The organism is Streptomyces sp. NBC_01306, assembly GCF_026340465.1.
Classification (GTDB): domain Bacteria; phylum Actinomycetota; class Actinomycetes; order Streptomycetales; family Streptomycetaceae; genus Streptomyces.
Window position 1 is genome coordinate 1,191,643 of the sequence record NZ_JAPEPC010000001.1, and the last position, 19,050, is coordinate 1,210,692.

Annotated in this window: 19 protein-coding genes; 3 read left to right on the forward strand and 16 right to left on the reverse strand. The window is 70.9% G+C overall.

Annotation, left to right across the window (positions count from 1 at the left end):
• The first annotated feature begins 118 nt into the window (after window positions 1-118).
• Entirely contained in the window at window positions 119-787 is a 669-nt protein-coding gene (locus OG385_RS04970) for a TrkA family potassium uptake protein (RefSeq protein ID WP_266852179.1), read from the forward strand.
• Entirely contained in the window at window positions 787-1,464 is a 678-nt protein-coding gene (locus tag OG385_RS04975; RefSeq protein WP_266852181.1) for a TrkA family potassium uptake protein, read from the forward strand. Before OG385_RS04970 ends, OG385_RS04975 begins: the two co-directional genes overlap by 1 nt.
• 150 nt (window positions 1,465-1,614) lie before the next feature.
• On the opposite strand, the gene OG385_RS04980 is transcribed toward OG385_RS04975, so the two are convergent.
• From OG385_RS04980 to OG385_RS05015, 8 genes are all read right to left on the reverse strand, one after another.
• Entirely contained in the window at window positions 1,615-2,352 is a 738-nt protein-coding gene (locus OG385_RS04980; protein WP_266852183.1) for a DUF3159 domain-containing protein, read from the reverse strand.
• Between the two features lie 3 nt (window positions 2,353-2,355).
• Window positions 2,356-2,706: an OB-fold nucleic acid binding domain-containing protein gene (locus tag OG385_RS04985; protein ID WP_266860640.1), complete on the reverse strand. Its 351-nt coding sequence runs from the start codon at window positions 2,704-2,706 to the stop codon at window positions 2,356-2,358.
• A 145-nt stretch (window positions 2,707-2,851) separates the two neighbouring features.
• Window positions 2,852-3,550 carry a response regulator gene (locus OG385_RS04990; protein ID WP_266852185.1) on the reverse strand — a complete coding sequence of 233 codons (699 nt, stop codon included), beginning with the start codon at window positions 3,548-3,550 and terminating at the stop codon, window positions 2,852-2,854.
• A complete protein-coding gene (locus OG385_RS04995; protein ID WP_266852187.1) occupies window positions 3,547-6,123 on the reverse strand; it encodes an ATP-binding protein in 2,577 nt (858 codons plus the stop codon). Before OG385_RS04995 ends, OG385_RS04990 begins: the two co-directional genes overlap by 4 nt.
• 214 nt (window positions 6,124-6,337) lie before the next feature.
• Window positions 6,338-7,480 (reverse strand): XdhC/CoxI family protein, encoded by a 1,143-nt coding sequence (locus OG385_RS05000; RefSeq protein ID WP_266852189.1) that lies wholly within the window; start codon window positions 7,478-7,480, stop codon window positions 6,338-6,340.
• Window positions 7,473-9,614, reverse strand: coding sequence for a xanthine dehydrogenase family protein molybdopterin-binding subunit (locus OG385_RS05005; protein ID WP_266852191.1), 2,142 nt, complete (start codon window positions 9,612-9,614; stop codon window positions 7,473-7,475). Before OG385_RS05005 ends, OG385_RS05000 begins: the two co-directional genes overlap by 8 nt.
• Window positions 9,611-10,603: a xanthine dehydrogenase family protein subunit M gene (locus OG385_RS05010; RefSeq protein WP_266852193.1), complete on the reverse strand. Its 993-nt coding sequence runs from the start codon at window positions 10,601-10,603 to the stop codon at window positions 9,611-9,613. The genes OG385_RS05005 and OG385_RS05010 overlap by 4 nt, the downstream gene beginning before the upstream one ends.
• Complete coding sequence (locus OG385_RS05015; RefSeq protein WP_266852195.1) at window positions 10,600-11,235, reverse strand: 2Fe-2S iron-sulfur cluster-binding protein; 636 nt, start codon at window positions 11,233-11,235, stop codon at window positions 10,600-10,602. The genes OG385_RS05010 and OG385_RS05015 overlap by 4 nt, the downstream gene beginning before the upstream one ends.
• 297 nt (window positions 11,236-11,532) lie before the next feature.
• Between OG385_RS05015 and OG385_RS05020 the strand changes: the two genes are divergently transcribed.
• Entirely contained in the window at window positions 11,533-12,111 is a 579-nt protein-coding gene (locus OG385_RS05020) for a TetR/AcrR family transcriptional regulator (protein ID WP_266852197.1), read from the forward strand.
• 184 nt (window positions 12,112-12,295) lie between these two features.
• Here the strand turns inward: OG385_RS05020 and OG385_RS05025 are convergent, their stop codons facing one another.
• From OG385_RS05025 to OG385_RS05060, 8 genes are all read right to left on the reverse strand, one after another.
• The gene (locus OG385_RS05025) at window positions 12,296-12,961 is read right to left on the reverse strand and encodes a potassium-transporting ATPase subunit C (RefSeq protein ID WP_266852199.1); all 666 of its coding nucleotides are present in this window, start codon (window positions 12,959-12,961) and stop codon (window positions 12,296-12,298) included.
• 5 nt (window positions 12,962-12,966) lie between these two features.
• Window positions 12,967-15,063 carry a potassium-transporting ATPase subunit KdpB gene (kdpB, locus tag OG385_RS05030; protein WP_266852200.1) on the reverse strand — a complete coding sequence of 699 codons (2,097 nt, stop codon included), beginning with the start codon at window positions 15,061-15,063 and terminating at the stop codon, window positions 12,967-12,969.
• Window positions 15,060-16,736: a potassium-transporting ATPase subunit KdpA gene (gene kdpA, locus OG385_RS05035; protein ID WP_266852202.1), complete on the reverse strand. Its 1,677-nt coding sequence runs from the start codon at window positions 16,734-16,736 to the stop codon at window positions 15,060-15,062. Before kdpA ends, kdpB begins: the two co-directional genes overlap by 4 nt.
• A 6-nt stretch (window positions 16,737-16,742) precedes the next feature.
• The gene (gene kdpF / locus OG385_RS05040; RefSeq protein ID WP_266852204.1) at window positions 16,743-16,841 is read right to left on the reverse strand and encodes a K(+)-transporting ATPase subunit F; all 99 of its coding nucleotides are present in this window, start codon (window positions 16,839-16,841) and stop codon (window positions 16,743-16,745) included.
• Window positions 16,838-16,972, reverse strand: a complete 135-nt coding sequence (locus OG385_RS05045) for a hypothetical protein (protein ID WP_266852205.1) — start codon at window positions 16,970-16,972, stop codon at window positions 16,838-16,840. The genes kdpF and OG385_RS05045 overlap by 4 nt, the downstream gene beginning before the upstream one ends.
• A 202-nt stretch (window positions 16,973-17,174) precedes the next feature.
• Window positions 17,175-17,948, reverse strand: coding sequence for a DUF3710 domain-containing protein (locus tag OG385_RS05050; RefSeq protein WP_266852207.1), 774 nt, complete (start codon window positions 17,946-17,948; stop codon window positions 17,175-17,177).
• A gap of 1 nt (window position 17,949) precedes the next feature.
• Complete coding sequence (gene dut, locus OG385_RS05055) at window positions 17,950-18,465, reverse strand: dUTP diphosphatase (RefSeq protein WP_266852209.1); 516 nt, start codon at window positions 18,463-18,465, stop codon at window positions 17,950-17,952.
• Window positions 18,462-19,046 (reverse strand): PaaI family thioesterase, encoded by a 585-nt coding sequence (locus OG385_RS05060; RefSeq protein WP_266852211.1) that lies wholly within the window; start codon window positions 19,044-19,046, stop codon window positions 18,462-18,464. The genes dut and OG385_RS05060 overlap by 4 nt, the downstream gene beginning before the upstream one ends.
• Window positions 19,047-19,050 lie beyond the last annotated feature (4 nt).

The window sequence follows — 19,050 nt, forward strand, 5'->3', positions numbered from 1 at the left end:
ACCCGCACCGCGCGTGTGTAGCTTGGCCGCTTGTCTGAGAGTCTTTATTCCTCGGCCGGGGCCATTTTCCGGTGGAACAGTTATGACCGAAAATTTACGGACGTGTGGAAGGACGGTCGTGCACATCGTCATCATGGGCTGCGGGCGAGTGGGAGCCGCTCTCGCGCAGACCCTGGAACAGCAGGGGCACACGGTCGCAGTCATCGACCAGGACCCCACGGCCTTCCGCCGTCTGGGCGCCGGGTTCGGCGGTCGCCGGGTCACCGGAGTCGGATTCGACCAGGACACCCTCCGTGAAGCGGGTGTCGAGGAGGCCGGTGCGTTCGCCGCGGTGAGCAGCGGGGACAACTCGAACATCATCGCGGCGCGGGTCGCCCGCGAGATGTTCGGGATCGAGAACGTCGCCGCCCGCATCTACGACCCCCGCCGTGCCGAGGTCTACCAGCGCCTGGGCATCCCGACCGTCGCGACGGTCCGCTGGACCGCCGACCAGATGCTGCGGCGGCTGCTGCCGTCCGGCGCCGAACCGCTGTGGCGCGATCCGAGCGGGGGTGTGCAGCTCGCGGAGGTGCATACGTCGGCTGCCTGGATCGGCCGCAAGATCAGCCAGCTCCAGGAGGAGACGGGCGTGCGCGTCGCGTTTCTCACACGTCTGGGGGAGGCGACGCTGCCCACGTCCCGGACTGTGCTCCAGGAGGGTGATCTGGTGCACGTCATGATGCACACGGCCGAGGTCGAAAAGGTCGAAGCGGCCTTCGCCCGAGGTCCCGAGGAGGGCGGTCACTGATGCGTGTGGCTATTGCCGGGGCCGGCGCGGTGGGGCGTTCCATCGCGGGTGAGCTGCTGGAGAACGGGCACGAGGTCCTGCTGGTCGACAAGGCGCCCACCGCCATCTCGGTGGAGCGGGTGCCGCTGGCCGAGTGGCTGCTCGCGGACGCCTGCGAGATCACCTCGCTGGACGAGGCGGCGCTGCAGCGGTGCAACGTGGTGATCGCCGCGACCGGTGACGACAAGGTCAACCTGGTGGTCTCGCTGCTCGCGAAGACGGAGTACGGGGTACCGCGGGTCGTGGCCCGGGTGAACAACCCGAAGAACGAGTGGCTGTTCAACGAGTCCTGGGGCGTCGATGTCGCGGTCTCCACGCCGCGGCTGATGTCGGCGCTGGTCGAGGAGGCCGTGAGCGTCGGCGATCTCGTACGGCTGCTGCGCTTCAGCCACGGTGACGCCAACCTCGTCGAGCTGACGCTGCCGCCCGAGTCGGCGCTGGCCGGTACCCAGGTCAGTGATGTGGCGTGGCCCGAGGACACCTCGCTGGTCACCATCATCCGCGGCACGCGCGTCCTGACGCCGAGTCCGGAGGAGACCCTGGAGGCGGGCGACGAGCTGCTGTTCGTGGCCGCGCAAGCGCGCGAGGAGCAGTTGGAGGACCTGCTGTCGGTACGCCGGGAGGGCGCGGCCGGGTAACCGCTCCGGCCAGGAGCCGTACCGTACGGGCTGCCCGCACAGCGGAACGCCGTACCGGGATCGATCCGGTACGGCGTTCGGCGTGTGCGGGGTTGCTGTGTGCGGTGGCCGTGTACGGGTGGCCGTGCGGCTCTGTGCCGGCGCCGCCGGTCAGGCCTCGCCGCGCTGTGTCTCGGCGGCCGCGGCCGCCTTCCGGGCCTTCTCGGCCTCTTCCTCGGCTTCCATCTCCGCGAACACGTCGATGGGCGGCGGCGCCTTCGCCAGGAAGACCCAGGTGAGGTAGACCGCGAGCAGGAACGGCGGGATCTTCAGCGCGATCAGCACCCAGCCGAACTGCGTGGTGTCGGCCCACCAGTACAGCGGGAAGAGGATCGCGCACTTGGCGAGGAGGATCAGCCCCCAGGCCCAACTCGACTTCGCGTACGCCGACTTGCGACCGGGGTTGCGGTTGCGCCAGGAGAGGTTCTCCTTGAAGACCGGCCCGAGGATCACCCCGATCAGCGGGAAGCCGACCGCCGCCGTGACGAGGTAGGCGAGAGCCAGGCCCAGCGTGTAGAGCATGCCCGGCAGATAGAAGTCCTTGGCGTTGCCGGTCATCATCGCGAAGACCACACCGAACGCGACGCCGAAGACGCCGCTGAAGGCGTGCTTGACGGTGTCCCTGCGGACCAGCCGCACCACGACGAGCACCAGGGAGACCGCGACGGCGGCGATCGCGGAGGTCTTCAGGTCCTTGTTGATCGTGAAGATGGTCACGAACAGCAGGCCCGGGAGCACGGTCTCCACCATGCCCCGCACTCCGCCGAAGGCTTCGAAGAGAGCTGCCTCCGTGACGGCTCTGGCGGCGGTGTCCTGGTCGGTTGTGGTCGGCTTGTCGAGAGACGTCACCGGCTACTCCTGTCCGAGCGGTCGCAGTTCGTATTTGGGGTTGAACAGCACCCGCCGGCCGTGGCTCATGGAGATCCGGCCGGAGGCGATCAGCTTGCGGCCGGGCTCTATGCCGACGATCGAGCGCCGCCCCAGCCACACCACGTCCAGCGGGGCCGTGCCGTCGAACAGCTCGGCCTCCAGGGCGGGCACTCCGGCCCGGGGACGCAGGGTGACCGTGCGCAAGGTACCAGTCACCTTGACGATCTCGCGGTCGGTGCACTCGGAGATCCTGGTGCACCCGGTGGCCTGCGAGTCCTCCTGCAGCTCCGCGGAGTGCAGATCCTCCTGCGAGGTCGACAGCCGGTCGATCATCCGGCGGAAGCGGCCGGTCGGCTTAGCGCTCATAGGTGAAGGGTACCGGGGGCCCGGTACCCGTTGCCCCCCGCTGTCCCATCCCTGCCGGCCCTCGCCGGCGCCTCCGCCTGTTGCCCTCACTCTCCCAGTGCTCGAAACCCTCTCAGTGCTCGAAGCGGTACCCCATGCCGGGCTCGGTGACGAAGTGCCTGGGGTGTGAGGGGTCGGCCTCCAGTTTGCGGCGCAGCTGGGCCATGTAGACGCGCAGATAGTTGGTCTCCGTGCCGTACGAGGGGCCCCAGACCTCCTGGAGCAGCTGTTTCTGGCTGACCAGCCGGCCGGTGTTCCGTACGAGCACCTCCAGGAGGTGCCACTCGGTCGGCGTCAGGCGGACGTCGCGGCCCCCGCGCTGCACCTTCTTGGCCGCCAGGTCGACAGTGAACTCCGCGGTCTCCACCAGCGAGACGTCCTCGCCCCCCGCCCCGGAGTCCGGCCCGACGGGCTCGGCCCTGCGGACCGCGGCCCGCAGCCGGGCCAGCAGCTCGTCCATGCCGAAGGGCTTGGTGACGTAGTCGTCGGCGCCCGCGTCCAGCGCCTCGACCTTCTCGTCCGATGTGTGGCGGGCGGAGAGCACCAGGACGGGAACCCGGGTCCAGCCGCGCAGGCCCTTGATGACCTCCACACCGTCCATGTCGGGCAGCCCGAGGTCCAGGAGGACCACGTCGGGGTGGCGGGCGGCGGCCAGCCGGAGTGCGGTGGCCCCGTCCTGGGCGGCGTCCACCTCGTACTTGCGCGCCTTCAGGTTGATCACAAGGGCGCGCACAATCTGCGGATCGTCCTCGACCACGAGCACCCGGGTCATAGCTGGATCTGCCTTTCTGCCGATGGGGTGGCCGTGGTGGAGCCGACGGGCGGCGTGGAGCCCGCGGCTGCCGGTCCCGTGGCCGCTCTCAGGGTGAGGACCATGGTCATGCCGCCGCCTGGGGTGTCCTCGGCGCCGAGCGTGCCGCCCATGGCCTCGGCGAAGCCGCGGGCGACCGCGAGTCCGAGGCCGACGCCCACGCCGCGCGGGGCGTCGCCGAGGCGCTGGAAGGGTTCGAAGATGCGTTCCTTGGCCTCGTCGGGGACGCCGGGCCCCCGGTCGGCGACGCGCAGTTCCACGCGGTCGCCCAGCGCGCTGGCGGCCACGGTGACGGGCACGTCCCCGGGGTTGTACTTGACGGCGTTCTCGACGATGTTCGCGACGGCCCGCTCCAGCAGGCCCGGGTCGACGGCCACCATGGGCAGCGTCTCCGGGATGTCCAGCTCGGCGCTGCCCTCGGGGACCCCGCCCAGCGCCATCGGGACGACCTCGTCGAGGTCGATCTCGCGGATCAGCGGGGTGACGGTGCCGGTCTGGAGCCGCGAGACGTCCAGGAGGTTGCCCACGAGGTGGTCGAGGCGGTCCGCGCCGTCCTCGATGCCCGCGAGCAGTTCCGTCTCGTCCTCGTCCGACCAGGAGACGTCGTCGGAGCGCAGCGAGCTGACAGCCGCCTTGATGGCGGCGAGCGGGGTCCGCAGATCGTGACTGACGGCCGCGAGGAGCGCCGTACGGATGCGGTTGCCCTCGGCCAGCCTGCGGGCCTCCTCGGCCTCGCCGACGAGGCGCCGGCGGTCCAGTACGACGGCGGCCTGGGCGGCGAAGGCGCCGAGCACCCTGCGGTCCTCGGCGGGCAGCACACGGCCGGTGAGCGCCATCGCCATATGGTCGCCGATCGGCATGTCCACGTCGGCGTCCTCGGGGCGTGCCAGTGGCCGGGGCCCGACGCTGCCCACGCAGACCCATGGGTCGACGTCGCTCTTCCGTTCGAGGAGTGCCACGGAGTCCATGGCGAACGTCTCCTTCACCCGTTCGAGAAGCGCGTCCAGTGAGGTCTCGCCGCGCAGGACGCTGCCTGCCAGGAAGGAGAGGATCTCGGACTCGGCGCGCAGCCTCGCCGCCTGGTGGGTGCGGCGGGCCGCCTGGTCCACCACGGACGCCACCGCCACGGCCACCGACACGAAGATCACGATGGCGACGATGTTCTTGGAGTTCGAGATCGTCAGCAGATGCAGCGGTGGCGCGAAGTAGTAGTTCAGCAGCAGCGAGCCGAAGGCCGCCGACGCGAGCGCCGGCAGCAGCCCGCCGAGCAGCGCGGCGGCCACCGTCAGCGACAGGAAGAGCAGCATGTCGTTGGCGAGGCCGAGCTCGGCGTCGATGTTGGTCAGCAGCACGGTGAGGAGGGCCGGTCCGACGACCCCGGCCAGCCAGCCCCAGATGATCCGTACGTGCCCCAGGCGCGCCCCGCGTGCGACCGGCAGCCCGCGCCCCTTGGCGACCTCCTCGTGGGTGACGATGTGGACGTCCAGATCGGGCCCGGAATCCCGGGCCACGGTCTGTCCGACGCCGGGGCCGAAGATGTACTGCCAGGTCTTGCGGCGGCTGGAGCCGAGCACGATCTGGGTGGCGTTGACCCCGCGGGCGAATTCCAGCAGCGCGGAGGGGATGTCCTCCCCTATGACGTGGTGGAAGGTGCCGCCCAGGTCCTCCACCAGCGTCCGCTGGAACGCCAGCTCCTTGGGCGAGGCTGAGGTCAGGCCGTCGCTCCGGGCGATGTAGACGGCGAGGATCTCGCTGCCCGAGCCCTTCGCGGCCATCCTGGCCGCGCGGCGGATGAGCGTACGGCCCTCGGGGCCGCCGGTGAGTCCCACCACGATGCGCTCGCGGGCCTGCCAGGTGGAGCGGATGTTGTGCTCGCCGCGGTACTGCTGGAGGTACTCGTCCACCCGGTCGGCCACCCAGAGCAGCGCGAGCTCGCGCAGGGCGGTGAGGTTGCCGGGGCGGAAGTAGTTGGAGAGGGCAGCGTCGACCTTGTCGGGCTTGTAGATGTTGCCGTGGGCCATCCGGCGGCGCAGCGAATGGGGCGACATGTCGACCAGTTCGAGCTGGTCGGCCCGGCGGACCACTTCGTCAGGGACGGTCTCGCGCTGGGCGACGCCCGTGATCGACTCGACGACGTCGCCGAGCGACTCCAGATGCTGGATGTTGACGGCCGAGACGACGTCGATGCCCGCCTTGAGCAGCTCCTCCACGTCCTGCCAGCGCTTGGCGTTGCGCGAGCCCGGGACATTGGTGTGGGCCAGCTCGTCGACCAGGGCGACAGCTGGCGCGCGTTCCAGGACCGCGTCCACGTCCATTTCGGTGAAGACGCCGCCGCGGTAGCCGATCTCACGGCGCTGGATCTGCTCCAGGCCGTGCATCATCACCTCCGTGCGCGGCCGGTCGTGGTGCTCGACGAAGGCGACGACGCAGTCGGTTCCCCGCTCCACCCTGCGGTGGGCCTCGGACAGCATCGCGTACGTCTTCCCGACGCCCGGTGCCGCGCCGAGGAATATTCGAAGCTTGCCTCGTGCCATGGCCCCATTGTCTTTCAGAGAACGGGTGAGTACTCTCCGTCGACCTTACGGCCAGGGATTCCGGCATAACGGACGGGGGGCCGCATCTGCGGGTGTCTTGACGCGATCCTGATGACTGCGGCGGGCCCTGGTCGGGCAGGACCCGCCGGGTCGGATGTCCTGGACTGCCACCCCCGGTGGACGGCATCGGCCGAGCAGCCGCCACCGGCATCCGTCAGGCAGCCGCCACGCCCCCGCGCTCTCCCCCCTCGGCGTGAATCGGGCTCTCCGAGCCCGTCAGCGGGACGCCCGTCCCTCCCCGCCGGGCCGCCACGATCTCCGCCGCTATCGACAGGGCGGTCTCCTCGGGGGTGCGGGCGCCGAGGTCGAGGCCGATCGGCGACCTCAGCCGGGCCAGCTCCCCCTCGGTCAGACCGACGTCACGCAGCCGCCGGTCGCGGTCCAGATGGGTCCGGCGCGACCCCATGGCGCCGACGAACGCGACCGGCATCCGGAGCGCCTCCTTCAGCAGGGGGATGTCGAACTTGGCGTCGTGGGTGAGCACGCACAGGACCGTGCGCCCGTCGGTCCGGGCACGCCGCAGATAGCGGTGCGGCCAGTCGACCACGATGTCGTCGGCCTCGGGGAAGCGGTCCCTCGTGGCGAAGACGGGCCGGGCGTCGCACAACGTCACGTGGTAGCCGAGGAACTTGCCCGCGCGCACGAGCGCCGCGGCGAAGTCGACCGCGCCGAAGACGATCATGCGGGGCGGCGGCACGTTCGCTTCGACGAGCAGCGTGAGACCGCCGGGGCAGTGCGATCCGTCCTCCGAGAGGCCGACCGTGCCGGTGCGCCCGGCGTCCAGCATGGCCCGGGCCTCGGCCGCCGCCGTCCGGTCCAGTTCCGCGCCGCCGCCGATGCTCCCTTCGTGCGGGCCGTCGGGGCGTACGGCCAGGGCCCTGCCGAGGAGTCCGGCCGGGCCCCGGACGACCCGGGCGACCGCCACCGGCTCCCCTTGGGCGGCGCCGGCCAGCACCGCCCGGAACACCGACCGCCAGGGCGCGTCTGCGGCGACCGGCGTGACCATGATGTCCAGGGTCCCGCCGCAGGTGAGCCCCGCCGCGAAGGCGTCCTCGTCGCTGTAGCCGAAGCGTTGGACGACCGTCTCCCCGTCCGCCAGCGCCTGTCGGCACAGCTCGTACACCTCGGCCTCCACACAGCCTCCGGAGACCGAGCCGATGACCTTCCCCCCGCCGTCGACGGCCAGGGCGGCGCCGGGGCCGCGCGGGGCGCTGCCACCGACGGCGACGACGGTGGCGACGGCGAAGTCCCGGCCCTCCTCGGCCCAGCGGTGCAGCTCGTCGGCGATGTCAAGCACGCGGGTCCCCCGTACCGGCCAGGATGACGCGGTCGGGCCTGATGGGCAGGGCCCGGTGGCGTACGCCCGTCGCGTGCCAGACCGCGTTGGCGATGGCCGCCGCGGCGCCCACGATGCCGATCTCGCCGATGCCCTTGATACCGACCGGGTCGTCCGGGTCGTCGGTGGCCGGGTCCTCGATCCAGTCCGCCTCGATGGCGGGCACGTCGGCGTGCGTGGCGACGTGGTACCCCGCGAGGTCGGCGCCGTAGTGACCGCCGGAGGCGCGGTCCCGGACCGCCTCCTCGTGCAGGGCCATGGAGATGCCCCAGGTCATTCCGCCGAGGAACTGGTTGCGGGCGGTGAGCGGGTTGACGATCCGGCCCGCCGCAAAGATGCCGAGCATCCGCCGTACACGTACCTCGCCGGTGGCGACGTCCACGGCGACCTCGGCGAACTGCGCCCCGAAGGAGTGCCGTTCCTTCTTTTCGAGTGCGCCGATGGCCTCGGTGGTGTCCGACCGCACCGTGATGCCCTCCGGCGGGATGTCACCGCCCGGGACGAGCCGCCCGCGCAGTTCGCCGGCCGCGGCCGTGATCGCCCATGCCCAGGACCTGGTGCCCATCGACCCGCCGGCGATCATCGCCGGTCCGAAGTCGCTGTCGCCGATCCGTACCCGGACCCGGTCCGGGGCTGCCTCCAGCGCGTCGGCCGCCACCAGCGTGAGCGCGGTCCGCGCGCCCGTTCCGATGTCCGCCGCGGAGATCCGCACGGTGAAGGTGCCGTCCGCCTCAGCCGTCACAGCGGCCGTGGACGGTGCGGCCCCTGCCGGGAACGAAGCCGCCGCCGTGCCGGTGCCGAGCAGCCAGCGCCCCTCGGTACGCAGGCCGGGACGGGGGTCCCGGTCCGCCCAGCCGAACCTGCGCGCGCCTTCCCGGAAGCAGCCGTTCAGGTTCCGGCCGCTGAAGGGCAGGCCGGAGACGGGGCCCCGCTCCGGCTCGTTGCGGGCGCGCAGCTCGATCGGGTCGATGCCGCACTTCTCGGCGAGTTCGTCGAGCGCCGACTCCAGCGCGAACGACCCCGGCGCCTCGCCCGGTGCGCGCATGAAGGTCGGTGTCGGTACGTCGAGGCGCACCACCCGGTTGGCCGTGTGGTGGGCGTCGGCGTCGTACATGACGCGTGGCACCCCGGCGCTCGGCTCGATGAACTCGTGCACGGATGAGGTGAGACTCAGGGAGCGGTGTTCCAGCGCGCGCAGCCGCCCGTCGGGGCCGGCGCCGAGCCTGAGCCGCTGCGCGGTGGGGCTGCGGTAGCCGGCCAGCGAGAACATCTGACGGCGGGTCAGCACGACGCGGACCGGGCGCTGGAGGACGGTCGCTGCCATCACCGCGGCGACCTGGTGGGCGCGCGCACCCTTGCTCCCGAAGCCGCCGCCGACGTGTTCGGACCGCACGCGGACCGAGGCGGGGTCGAGCGAGAACAGATTCGCCAGCTCACCCGCGACCCAGGTGGTGCCCTGGTTGGAGTCGACGACTTCGAGCCGGCCGCCCTCCCAGAGGGCCGTGGCCGCATGTGGCTCCATCATGCTGTGGTGCTCTTCGGGGGTGGTGTACTCCTCGTCCACGACGACGGCGGACGCGGCGAGTTCGGCCTCCAGGTCCCCCTTCGCGGTCACGGCCGGCATATGGCCGTCCACGGGATACGCGTCCGGACGGTCGGCGGTGAACCCGACGTCGTGCGGTTCCACGTCGTACTCCACGACCAGCGCCTCGGCGGCCTCCCTGGCCTGCTCGGACGTCTCGGCGACGACCAGCGCCACCGGCCACCCCATGAACGGCACCCGGTCCTGCTGGAAGAGCGCACAGGTCGGGTCGGGCGGGCCTCCCAGGAGGCCGACGTAGTCGGAGTCGACGCGCGGCGCGTTGCCGTGGTGGAGGACGGCGAGAACCCCGGGCATCGCGAGGATCTCGGCGGTCTCCATCGCGCGGATCCGGCCACGGGCGACGGTGGACAGCACCAGCCAGCCGTGGGCCAGTTCGGCGAAGGGGATCTCACCCGCGTAGCGGGCGGCCCCGGTGACCTTGTCGCGGCCCTCCACCCGGATGTGCGCGGTCCCGACCGCGCTCTTCAGCCTGGTGGTCGTGGTGGTGGTCATCGGGCGGCCTCCTCGGCGAGTTCGGTCAGCACCGCCACGACGAGATTGCGCATCAGCGCCACCTTGTATCCGTTGTGCGGCAGCGGTTCGGCGGCCGCCAGTTCGGCGTCCGCGGCGGCGGCGAACGTCTCACTGCCGGCGGGCGCCCCGGTCAGCACCGCTTCGGCCGCCCGGGCCCGCCACGGGCGGGACGCGACCGCCCCGAAGGCCAGGCGTACGTCGTGGACCACTCCGTCCCGGACGTCGAGCGCGGCGGCGATCGAGCCGATCGCGAAGGCGTACGAGGCGCGCTCGCGCACCTTCCGGTAGCGGGAGAAGGCCGCGACCGGGGCGGGCGGCAGGGTGAGGCCGGTGATCAGCGCCCCCGGCGGCAGAGCGGTCTCCAGATGTGGGGTGTCACCCACGGGCGTGTAGAACTCCGTGAGGGGCAACTCGCCGGGTCCGTCGGCCGTTTCGTACGACACGACGGCGTCGAAGGCGGTCAGTGCCACGCCCATGTCCGAGGGATGGACCGCCGCACAGTGGTCGGACGCGCCCAGGATGGCGTGGTTGTGGTGCTCGCCCTCGATGGCGGGGCAACCGCTGCCGGGGACGCGCTTGTTGCACGGTTTGGTCACGTCCGTGAAGTAGCCGCAGCGGGTGCGCTGGAGCAGGTTCCCGCCGACGGTGGCCATGTTGCGCAGTTGCCCGGAGGCACCGGCCAGCACGGCCTGTGTCAACGCCGGGTAGTTCCGGCGGACTTCGGGGTGTGCGGCGAGGTCGCTGTTGGTGACGGTCGCGCCGATCCGCAGACCGCCGCCGTCGGCCGCCTCGATACGGTCCAGGGGCAGTTCGCGTACGTCGACGAGGCGAGTGGGGCGCTCGACGCCGGCCTTCATCAGGTCGACGAGGTTGGTGCCACCGCCGAGATACCGGGCGCCGGAATCGGCGTCGAGCAGCGCGAGGGCGCCGGAGACGTCGAACGCACGCTCATATCCGAACTCCTTCATGCCGCCGCTCCCCCTGCCGCCGAGGCCGCTGCGGCCCCTGTGGTGTCTGTGCTCTCTGTGGTCTCTGTGGTCTCTGTGGTCGATCCGTGGGCCGCCGCCGCGCGGGCGACCGCCTGCACGATCGACACATAGGCGCCGCAGCGGCACAGGTTGCCGCTCATCCGCTCCCGGATCTCCTCGGCGGTCAGCGGGGTCGGACCCGCCTCGGGCCGCACATCACCGGTGACGGCGCTCGGCCAGCCCGCCGCGTGTTCCTCGATCACCGCCACCGCCGAACAGATCTGTCCCGGCGTGCAGTAGCCGCACTGATATCCGTCCAGGTCGAGGAACGCCTGCTGGACCGGGTGCAGTTGACCGCCTTCTTCGGCGACGCCCTCGATGGTGGTGATCTCGCGCCCCTCGGCCGCCACGGCGAGTTGCAGACAGGCCACGGCACGGCGCCCGTCGAGCAGGACGGTGCAGGCACCGCACTGCCCCTGGTCGCAGCCCTTCTTGGTGCCGGTCAGATCGAGCCGCTCGCGCAGTGCGTCGAGCAGGGTGGTGCGGTGGTCGACGGGCAGCGTGTGTTTCTCGCCGTTGACCTTCAGGGTGATGGCGCTGGACGCCGACGGGGTGGCTGGGACAGGGGCCATGATCAGTCTTCTTTCGCGTACGCCGGAGTCCGTCGGGAGGGCGGGCCGGCAGGCGGTCGAACGAGGAGACGTAAGGGGAATCCCGGGCCTGCGACCGTGCGCGGCGAGGCGGGCTCGGGAGAACCGCAGGCAGGGGAGGTACAAGGCGGGCGCCGGCGGGCGCCGGCCGGTCGTATCGCCGCCGGCCGAATCGCCGCTATGGTGAAGGTAAGCGGACAGCTGTCCATTTGCAGGGAGCGTAATGGACACCTGTCCGGTTAGCAAGGGCCAAGATCGGCCACGCCGCCGGGAGGACGAGTGGAACAGAAGAGGGAGGCGGCGCTGCGGTCGGACGCCCAGCGCAACCGCGAGCGCATCCTCGAAGTGGCCGTGGTCGAGCTGACACGGTGCCCGAACGCCTCGCTGAGCGCGATCGCCAAGAAGGCGGGCGTCGGGCAGGGCACGTTCTACCGCAACTTCCCCAACCGCGGGGCACTCGTCCTGGAGATCTACCGCTACGAGATGCAGCAGGTCGCCGACACAGCAGCCCAGTTGCTCGGAACGCGGGAACCGGACCAGGCGCTGCGCGAGTGGATGGACCACCTGACCAGGTTCGCCATGACCAAGGCCGGCCTGGCGGACGCCATCCGGCTGGCCACCGGCGGGCCCGGGGCGCCGCCGAAACCGGGGCACACCCCGCTGACCTCCGCGGCCGGGCTCCTGCTGAGCGCCGGCGAAGAGGCCGGCACCATCCGCCCGGGGGTGACCGCCGACGACTTCCTGCTCGCCATCGCCGGCCTCTGGCAGATCGACCCGCACTCGGACTGGCAGCCGCGCGCCACCCGGCTGATGGACCTCGTGATGGACGGACTGCGGGCGGGCGCACCGGGGCGGTGACCGCCGGCCGCCCTCCCGGCGGGCGCCGCGGTCAGGACGTACGGAAGCCCGGGAACCGTGAGCGACCGGTTCCCGGGCAGTCCGTACCGCAGGGGCGGTTGGCCCCCTGATCAGCCGCAGGCGGGCCGCTTCAGCGGCACAGGGAGATCAGCCTCGGACCGGCTGCTCGGGTGCCACGTCGGGTTCAGCTTCCGGTCAGCTGCTTCAGCGCCACGTTGAGTTCCAGGACGTTGACCCGGGGCTCCCCCACGAAGCCGAGCGTGCGGCCGGTGGTGTGGTCGGCGACCAGCCGGTCGACCCGCGCCACCGTGAGGTGGTTGCGCGCGGCGATCCGGTGCACCTGGAGCTTCGCGTACTGCGGGGAGATGTCCGGGTCGAGACCGGAGCCGGACGAGGTGACGGCGTCGGCCGGCACGTCGGACGGCCGCACCCGGTACCCGGCGGTCGAATTGTCCTTGATGACGGCGGACTTGGCGTCCTTGACCCACTTGATCAGTTCGGCGTTGTCCCCGGACCGGTTGGTCGCGCCGGACACCAGCAGCTTGTACTGGGTGTTGACGCTGTTGGTGCCCAGGCCGTTGGACGGACGCGGCTGGAACCACCTGAGGTCGGGCGCGGGGGTCTGCTGTCCCTTCTTCAGCGGCAGGGTGTAGCGCTGCCCGATGAGGGAGGAACCGACGACCTTGCCCCCGGACTTGAGCTCCGAGCCGTTGGCCTGATGGCCCATGACCGCCTGGGCGACGCCGGTGACGGCGAGCGGGTAGATCACACCGCAGACGACGGTGAGGACGAGAAGGGCGCGCAGACCGGCCCAGAGCAGGCGGCCCGTTCCGCTCACGGAGTTGTTCATGATGGTCACCCGATACCAGGTATGAGGGAGATGAGCAGATCGATGATCTTGATGCCGATGAACGGTGCGACCAGGCCGCCGAGCCCGTAGAGCCCGAGGTTGCGGCGGAGCATCCGGTCGGCGCCGGTCGGCCTGTACCGCACGCCCTTCAGCGCCAGCGGCACCAGCGCGACGATGACCAGCGCGTTGAAGACGACGGCCGACAGGATGGCGGTCTCGGGCGACGAGAGACGCATGATGTTCAGCTTGTCGAGGCTCGGGTACGCCACCGCGAACATCGCGGGGATGATCGCGAAGTACTTGGCGACGTCGTTGGCGATCGAGAACGTCGTCAGCGCGCCCCGGGTGATGAGCAGTTGCTTGCCGATCTCGACGATCTCGATCAGCTTGGTCGGGTTGGAGTCCAGGTCCACCATGTTCCCGGCCTCCTTGGCGGCCGAGGTCCCGGTGTTCATGGCCACCCCGACGTCCGCCTGGGCCAGCGCCGGGGCGTCGTTGGTCCCGTCACCGGTCATCGCGACCAGCTTGCCGCCGGCCTGCTCGCGCTTGATCAGTGCCATCTTGTCCTCGGGGGTGGCCTCGGCGAGGAAGTCGTCGACACCCGCCTCCTGGGCGATGGCCCTGGCCGTCAGCGGGTTGTCGCCCGTGATCATGACGGTCTTGATGCCCATCCGGCGCAGCTCGTCGAACCGCTCCCGCATCCCTTCCTTGACGACGTCCTTGAGGTGGATGACACCCAGCACCCGGGCGCCCTCCCCGTCCTCGACGGCGACGAGCAGCGGAGTGCCGCCCGCCTCCGAGATCGCATCGGTGAGCGTCTGCGCGTCCTCGGAGACCTGGCCGCCGTTCTCCCTGACCCAGGCCACCACGGAACCGCTCGCGCCCTTGCGGATGCGGCGGCCGCCCGCGTCCACGCCCGACATCCGGGTCTGGGCGGTGAAGGAGATCCAGTCGGCCCCGGTCAGCTCACCGCGGCTGCGCTCGCGCAGCCCGTACTTCTCCTTGGCGAGTACGACGACCGAGCGGCCCTCCGGCGTCTCGTCGGCCAGCGACGAGAGCTGCGCCGCGTCGGCGAGCACAGCCTCGGTGACGCCCCTGACGGGGACGAACGCGGCGGCCTGCCGGTTGCCGAGGGTGATGGTGCCGGTCTTGTCGAGCAGCAGGGTCGACACGTCGCCCGCGGCCTCGACCGCGCGTCCGGACATGGCCAGCACATTGCGCTGGACGAGCCGGTCCATGCCCGCGATACCGATCGCGGAGAGCAGCGCTCCGATGGTGGTGGGGATCAGACAGACCAGCAGTGCGGTGAGCACGATCATCGACTGCTTCGCACCGGCGTACGTCGCGAACGGCTGGAGGGTCACGACCGCCAGCAGGAAGACGATGGTGAGTGAGGCGAGCAGGATGTTCAGCGCGATCTCGTTGGGCGTCTTCTGCCGGGCGGCGCCCTCCACCAGCTTGATCATCCGGTCGATGAAGGTCTCGCCGGGCTTCGTCATGATCTTGACGACGATCCGGTCGGACAGCACCTTCGTACCGCCGGTGACGGCCGAGCGGTCACCGCCCGACTCCCTGATGACGGGGGCCGATTCACCGGTGATCGCGGACTCGTCGACCGAGGCCACCCCTTCGACGACATCGCCGTCCCCGGGGATGATGTCACCGGCCTCGCAGACCACCAGGTCGCCGATGCGCAGCTCGGTGCCGGGCACCTGCTCCTCGACGGCGCCGTCCAGCCGCCGGGCGACGGTGTCGCTCTTGGCCTTGCGGAGCGTGTCGGCCTGGGCCTTGCCGCGGCCCTCGGCGACCGCCTCCGCCAGATTGGCGAAGACCGTGGTCAGCCAGAGCCAGCCGGTGATGGCCCAGCCGAACCAGTCGCCGGGGTCCTTCAGGGCGAACCCCGTGGTGACGACGGAGCCGACCTCGACCACGAACATCACGGGCGACTTGACCATGATCCGCGGGTCGAGCTTGCGCAGCGCGTCGGGGAAGGACCTGAGCAGCTGCCGGGGGTCGAAAAGACCGCCGCCGACGCGCCCTTCGGGCTTGGGGCCCTGCGACGGGTCCTGGTGGGGGACGCGGGCCGGGGTGAGGGTACTCATGACGCCAGCCCTTCAGCGAGCGGGCCCAGCGCGAGCGCCGGGAAGTAGGTCAGACCAGCGATGATCAGGATCGTGCCGACGAGGAGCCCGGCGAAGAGCGGCTTGTCGGTACGGAGGGTCCCGGAGGTCTCGGGTATCTGGCGCTGCTCGGCGAGCGAGCCCGCGAGCGCCAGGACGAACACCATGGGCACGAAGCGGCCGAGCAGCATGGCGAGTCCGATGGTGGTGTTGAACCACTGGGTGTCGGCGCCCAGCCCGGCGAAGGCGGAGCCGTTGTTGTTGGCGCCGGACGTGTAGGCGTAGAGGATCTCCGAGAAGCCGTGCGCCCCGGAGTTGGTCATCGAGTGGCCGGGGGTCGGGAGAGCCATCGCGGCCGCGGTGAAGCAGAGGACGAGCGCCGGGGTGACGAGGATGTAGCAGGCCGCGAGCTTGATCTCGCGGACGCCGATCTTCTTGCCCAGGTACTCGGGCGTGCGGCCGACCATCAGGCCTGCGATGAACACCGCGATGACCGCCATGATCAGCATGCCGTAGAGGCCGGAGCCGACGCCGCCCGGCGCGATCTCGCCGAGCTGCATACCGAGCATCGTGATGCCGCCGCCGAAGCCGGTGAAGGACGAGTGGAAGGAGTTGACCGCGCCGGTCGAGGTGAGCGTGGTCGCCACCGAGAAGATCGACGAGCCGCCGATCCCGAAGCGGGTCTCCTTGCCCTCCATGGCGCCGCCCGCGATGTCGAAGGCGGGGCCGCCGTGGTGGAACTCGGTCCACATCATCAGGGCGGTGAAGGCGAGCCAGATGGTCACCATCGTCGCCAGGATCGCGTAACCCTGCTTGAGGGAGCCCACCATGCGGCCGAAGGTGCGTGTCATCGCGAAGGGGATGACGAGGATCAGGAAGACCTCAAGGAGGTTGGAGAGGCCGTTGGGATTCTCGAAGGGGTGGGCGGAGTTGGCGTTGAAGTAACCGCCGCCGTTGGTGCCCAGCTCCTTGATGGCCTCCTGGGAGGCGACGGCGCCGCCGTTCCACTGCTGCGACCCGCCGCCGAACTGCCCGACCTCGTGGATCCCCGCGAAGTTCTGGATGGCGCCGCACGCCACCAGGACCAGCGCGCCGACGACGGCGACGGGGATCAGGATGCGGACGGTGCCGCGGACCAGGTCGGCCCAGAAGTTGCCCAGTTCACCGCCGGACGTGGTGGTACGGGAGCGGGCGAAGCCCCGTACGAGGGCGATCGCGACGGCCATGCCGACGGCGGCCGAGACGAAGTTCTGCACCGCGAGGCCGCCGGTCTGCACGACGTGGCCCATGGCCTGCTCGCCCGAGTAGGACTGCCAGTTGGTGTTGGCGACGAAGGAGGCTGCGGTGTTGAACGCCTGGTCCGGGTCGATCGACCGGAAGCCCAGCGAGCCGGGCAGACCACCCTGCACCCGCTGGAGCAGATAGAGGAAGAGGATGCTCACCAGGGAGAAGGCGAGGACCCCGCGGAGGTACGCCGGCCAGCGCATCGCGGAGTCGGGGTTGGCGCCGATGGCCTTGTAGATCCACTTCTCGACCCGCAGATGCCGGTCGGAGGAGTAGACGCGGGCCATGAAGTCGCCGAGCGGTCGGTAGACCAGACCAAGCGCCACGATGAGCGCGAGCATCTGGAGCACACCGGCGAGGACGGGGCTCATCAGGACTCAGAACCTCTCCGGGTGGACGAGGGCGAGGACGAGATAGCCCAGCAGGGAGACGGCCACCACGAGGCCGATCACCGCTTCAACGGCAGAACCGGTCACAGCTTCGACACCCCCTTGGCGATGAGCGCCACCAGCGCGAAGACCGCGACCATGGTGACGACGAAGGCCACATCGGCCATCGTGAGCTCCTGAAGAGTTCGGGAATTCGGAAGAACGGACTCCCTGAGCAAACCCCCTCGAACGGCGCGTCAGCCGTTCGTTGACGCCACCCATACGGCGATCGCCCCGCCCTTGACGCGATCCCTACGCGGCGGCCTGTGATCCGGTCCCACGCGGCTGTGACCAGCAGAAAGGCCGGTGGCCCGCACCCCCGTCGGGGAGTGCGGGCCACCGGCCCTGCTGTGCTGTGCTGTGGTTCAGGCTGTACGGCGGTCAGCGCACCTCGGTGATCTCCGGGCCGCGCTGGAGCTGGCCCATGCCACCGGAGAAGCGCGAGCCCTCCTGGTCCTCCTGCTGGACACCATCGGGCATCATCTGCGCGTCGTCCGGCAGCTTGAGGACGATCGGGTCCCGGGGGGCCATCGGCCCCTCGCCCCGGACGACCACGGTGTCCCGGAAGATCTGCTCCAGCACCCCGGCCGCCTCGGGCTGGACAGCGCCCTGCCCCGAGATGACACCGCGCAGGAACCAGCGCGGCCCGTCGACGCCGACGAAGCGCACCAGCTGCACGCCGTTCGTACCGTCCGGGAGCTGGACGGGCACCTGGGCCCGCAGCTCCCAGCCGAGGGGCCCCTCGACCTCGTCGATGATGCCGCCCTGCTGGGTGATGCCCGAGGCGATCTCCTCGCGCACCTCACCCCAGATGCCTTCCTTCTTCGGTGCCGCGAAGCCCTGGAGCTGGACCGCGCTGTCGCGCAGGACGACCGTCGCCGCGACGATCGCGTCACCCGCAACCTCGACCCGCAGCTCCATGCCCTCGACTCCGGGGACGAACAGACCGCCGAGGTCCACCCGCCCCTCGGCCGCCTCACGGACCTCGGAGATGTCCCAGGGGCCGTCGGGCCGCGGGGCGGGGGGCAGGCCGGACCTGTGTGCCCCGCTCACCTCTGCCGACTCATCGCTCCCGGCGCCGGCGCCGTCGTTGAACTGCCCGGCCTCGCCCGTCGGGTCCTCGTCGGAACCGCTGTTCTTGCGACGTCCGAACACGTCACTGTCCTTCCCGGTCGGATACGACCGATGCGTATCGATTCCCACCCTGTGGCCCGCCCACAGCGGCATGTCCGCCGGTGGACCCGAAGCCCCCTCCGGCCCGTGCCGAGCCGGGAAGCTCCGCCACCTCGTGGAAGCGCACCTTCTCGACCTGCTGCACTACCAGCTGGGCGATCCGGTCGAAGCGCTCGAACCGCACCGTCTCGCGCGGATCGAGATTGACCACGATCACCTTGATCTCTCCACGGTACCCGGCATCGACCGTCCCCGGGGCATTCACCAGGGCAACCCCGCAGCGGGCCGCGAGCCCGGAGCGCGGGTGCACGAAGGCGGCGTACCCGTCGGGCAGCGCCACCGAGATCCCGGTGGGCAGCACGGTCCGCTCCCCCGGCGCCAGCTCGGCGGCCTCGGTGGTCACCAGATCGGCGCCCGCGTCGCCCGGGTGCCCGTAAGCGGGGAGCGGCACCTCGGGGTCGACACGGCGGATCAGTACGTCTACGGGGGTACGGCTCATGGGTTCACCTCGAAGGCGCGGACGCGCTTGATCTGGTCGGGGTCGTCCATCGCGGCCCGGATCTCCTCCGGCCGTCCGTTCTCGGTGAAGTGCTCGACCTTGACCTCGATGAACAGGCCTTCGGCGCGGACCGCGACAGGCCCGTCCGGGCCGCCGATCCGGCCGGTCGCCGTGGAGTAGATCTTCCGGCCGCTCACCGCGGTGACCCGGGCGTCGAGGTGGAGCACGGTGCCCACCGGGACGGGCCGTACGAAGTCGGTCTCCAGCCGGCCGGTCACCGCGATGACCCGCAGCAGCCAGTTCAGCGATCCGAGCGTCTCGTCGAGCGCGGAGGTCAGGACACCGCCGTGCGCGAGGCCCGGTGCGCCCTGGTGAGCGGACTGCACGGTGAATTCGGCGGTGACGGTCACGCCTTCACCGGCCCGCGCCTGGAGGTGCAGCCCGTGCGGCTGCCCCTCGCCGCAGCCGAAACAGTGCGCGTAGTGCGCTCCGAGGAGCTCTCCGGGGGCCGGGGCATCGTGGTGGCGCACGGGCGCTATGGCGTCGGCCGGGGGCGTCAGCGCTGAAGATGTTCGTGTCACAGCC

What these genes read in the sequence shown, in the direction of transcription:
- OG385_RS04975 (WP_266852181.1), top strand. Translation starts at nt 787, where the DNA reads ATGCGTGTGGCTATTGCCGGGGCCGGCGCGGTGGGGCGTTCCATCGCG.
- OG385_RS04985 (WP_266860640.1), bottom strand. Translation starts at nt 2,706, where the DNA reads ATGATCGACCGGCTGTCGACCTCGCAGGAGGATCTGCACTCCGCGGAG.
- OG385_RS04990 (WP_266852185.1), bottom strand. Translation starts at nt 3,550, where the DNA reads ATGACCCGGGTGCTCGTGGTCGAGGACGATCCGCAGATTGTGCGCGCC.
- OG385_RS04995 (WP_266852187.1), bottom strand. Translation starts at nt 6,123, where the DNA reads ATGGCACGAGGCAAGCTTCGAATATTCCTCGGCGCGGCACCGGGCGTC.
- OG385_RS05005 (WP_266852191.1), bottom strand. Translation starts at nt 9,614, where the DNA reads ATGACCACCACCACGACCACCAGGCTGAAGAGCGCGGTCGGGACCGCG.
- OG385_RS05010 (WP_266852193.1), bottom strand. Translation starts at nt 10,603, where the DNA reads ATGAAGGAGTTCGGATATGAGCGTGCGTTCGACGTCTCCGGCGCCCTC.
- OG385_RS05015 (WP_266852195.1), bottom strand. Translation starts at nt 11,235, where the DNA reads ATGGCCCCTGTCCCAGCCACCCCGTCGGCGTCCAGCGCCATCACCCTG.
- OG385_RS05025 (WP_266852199.1), bottom strand. Translation starts at nt 12,961, where the DNA reads ATGAACAACTCCGTGAGCGGAACGGGCCGCCTGCTCTGGGCCGGTCTG.
- kdpB (WP_266852200.1), bottom strand. Translation starts at nt 15,063, where the DNA reads ATGAGTACCCTCACCCCGGCCCGCGTCCCCCACCAGGACCCGTCGCAG.
- kdpA (WP_266852202.1), bottom strand. Translation starts at nt 16,736, where the DNA reads ATGAGCCCCGTCCTCGCCGGTGTGCTCCAGATGCTCGCGCTCATCGTG.
- dut (WP_266852209.1), bottom strand. Translation starts at nt 18,465, where the DNA reads ATGAGCCGTACCCCCGTAGACGTACTGATCCGCCGTGTCGACCCCGAG.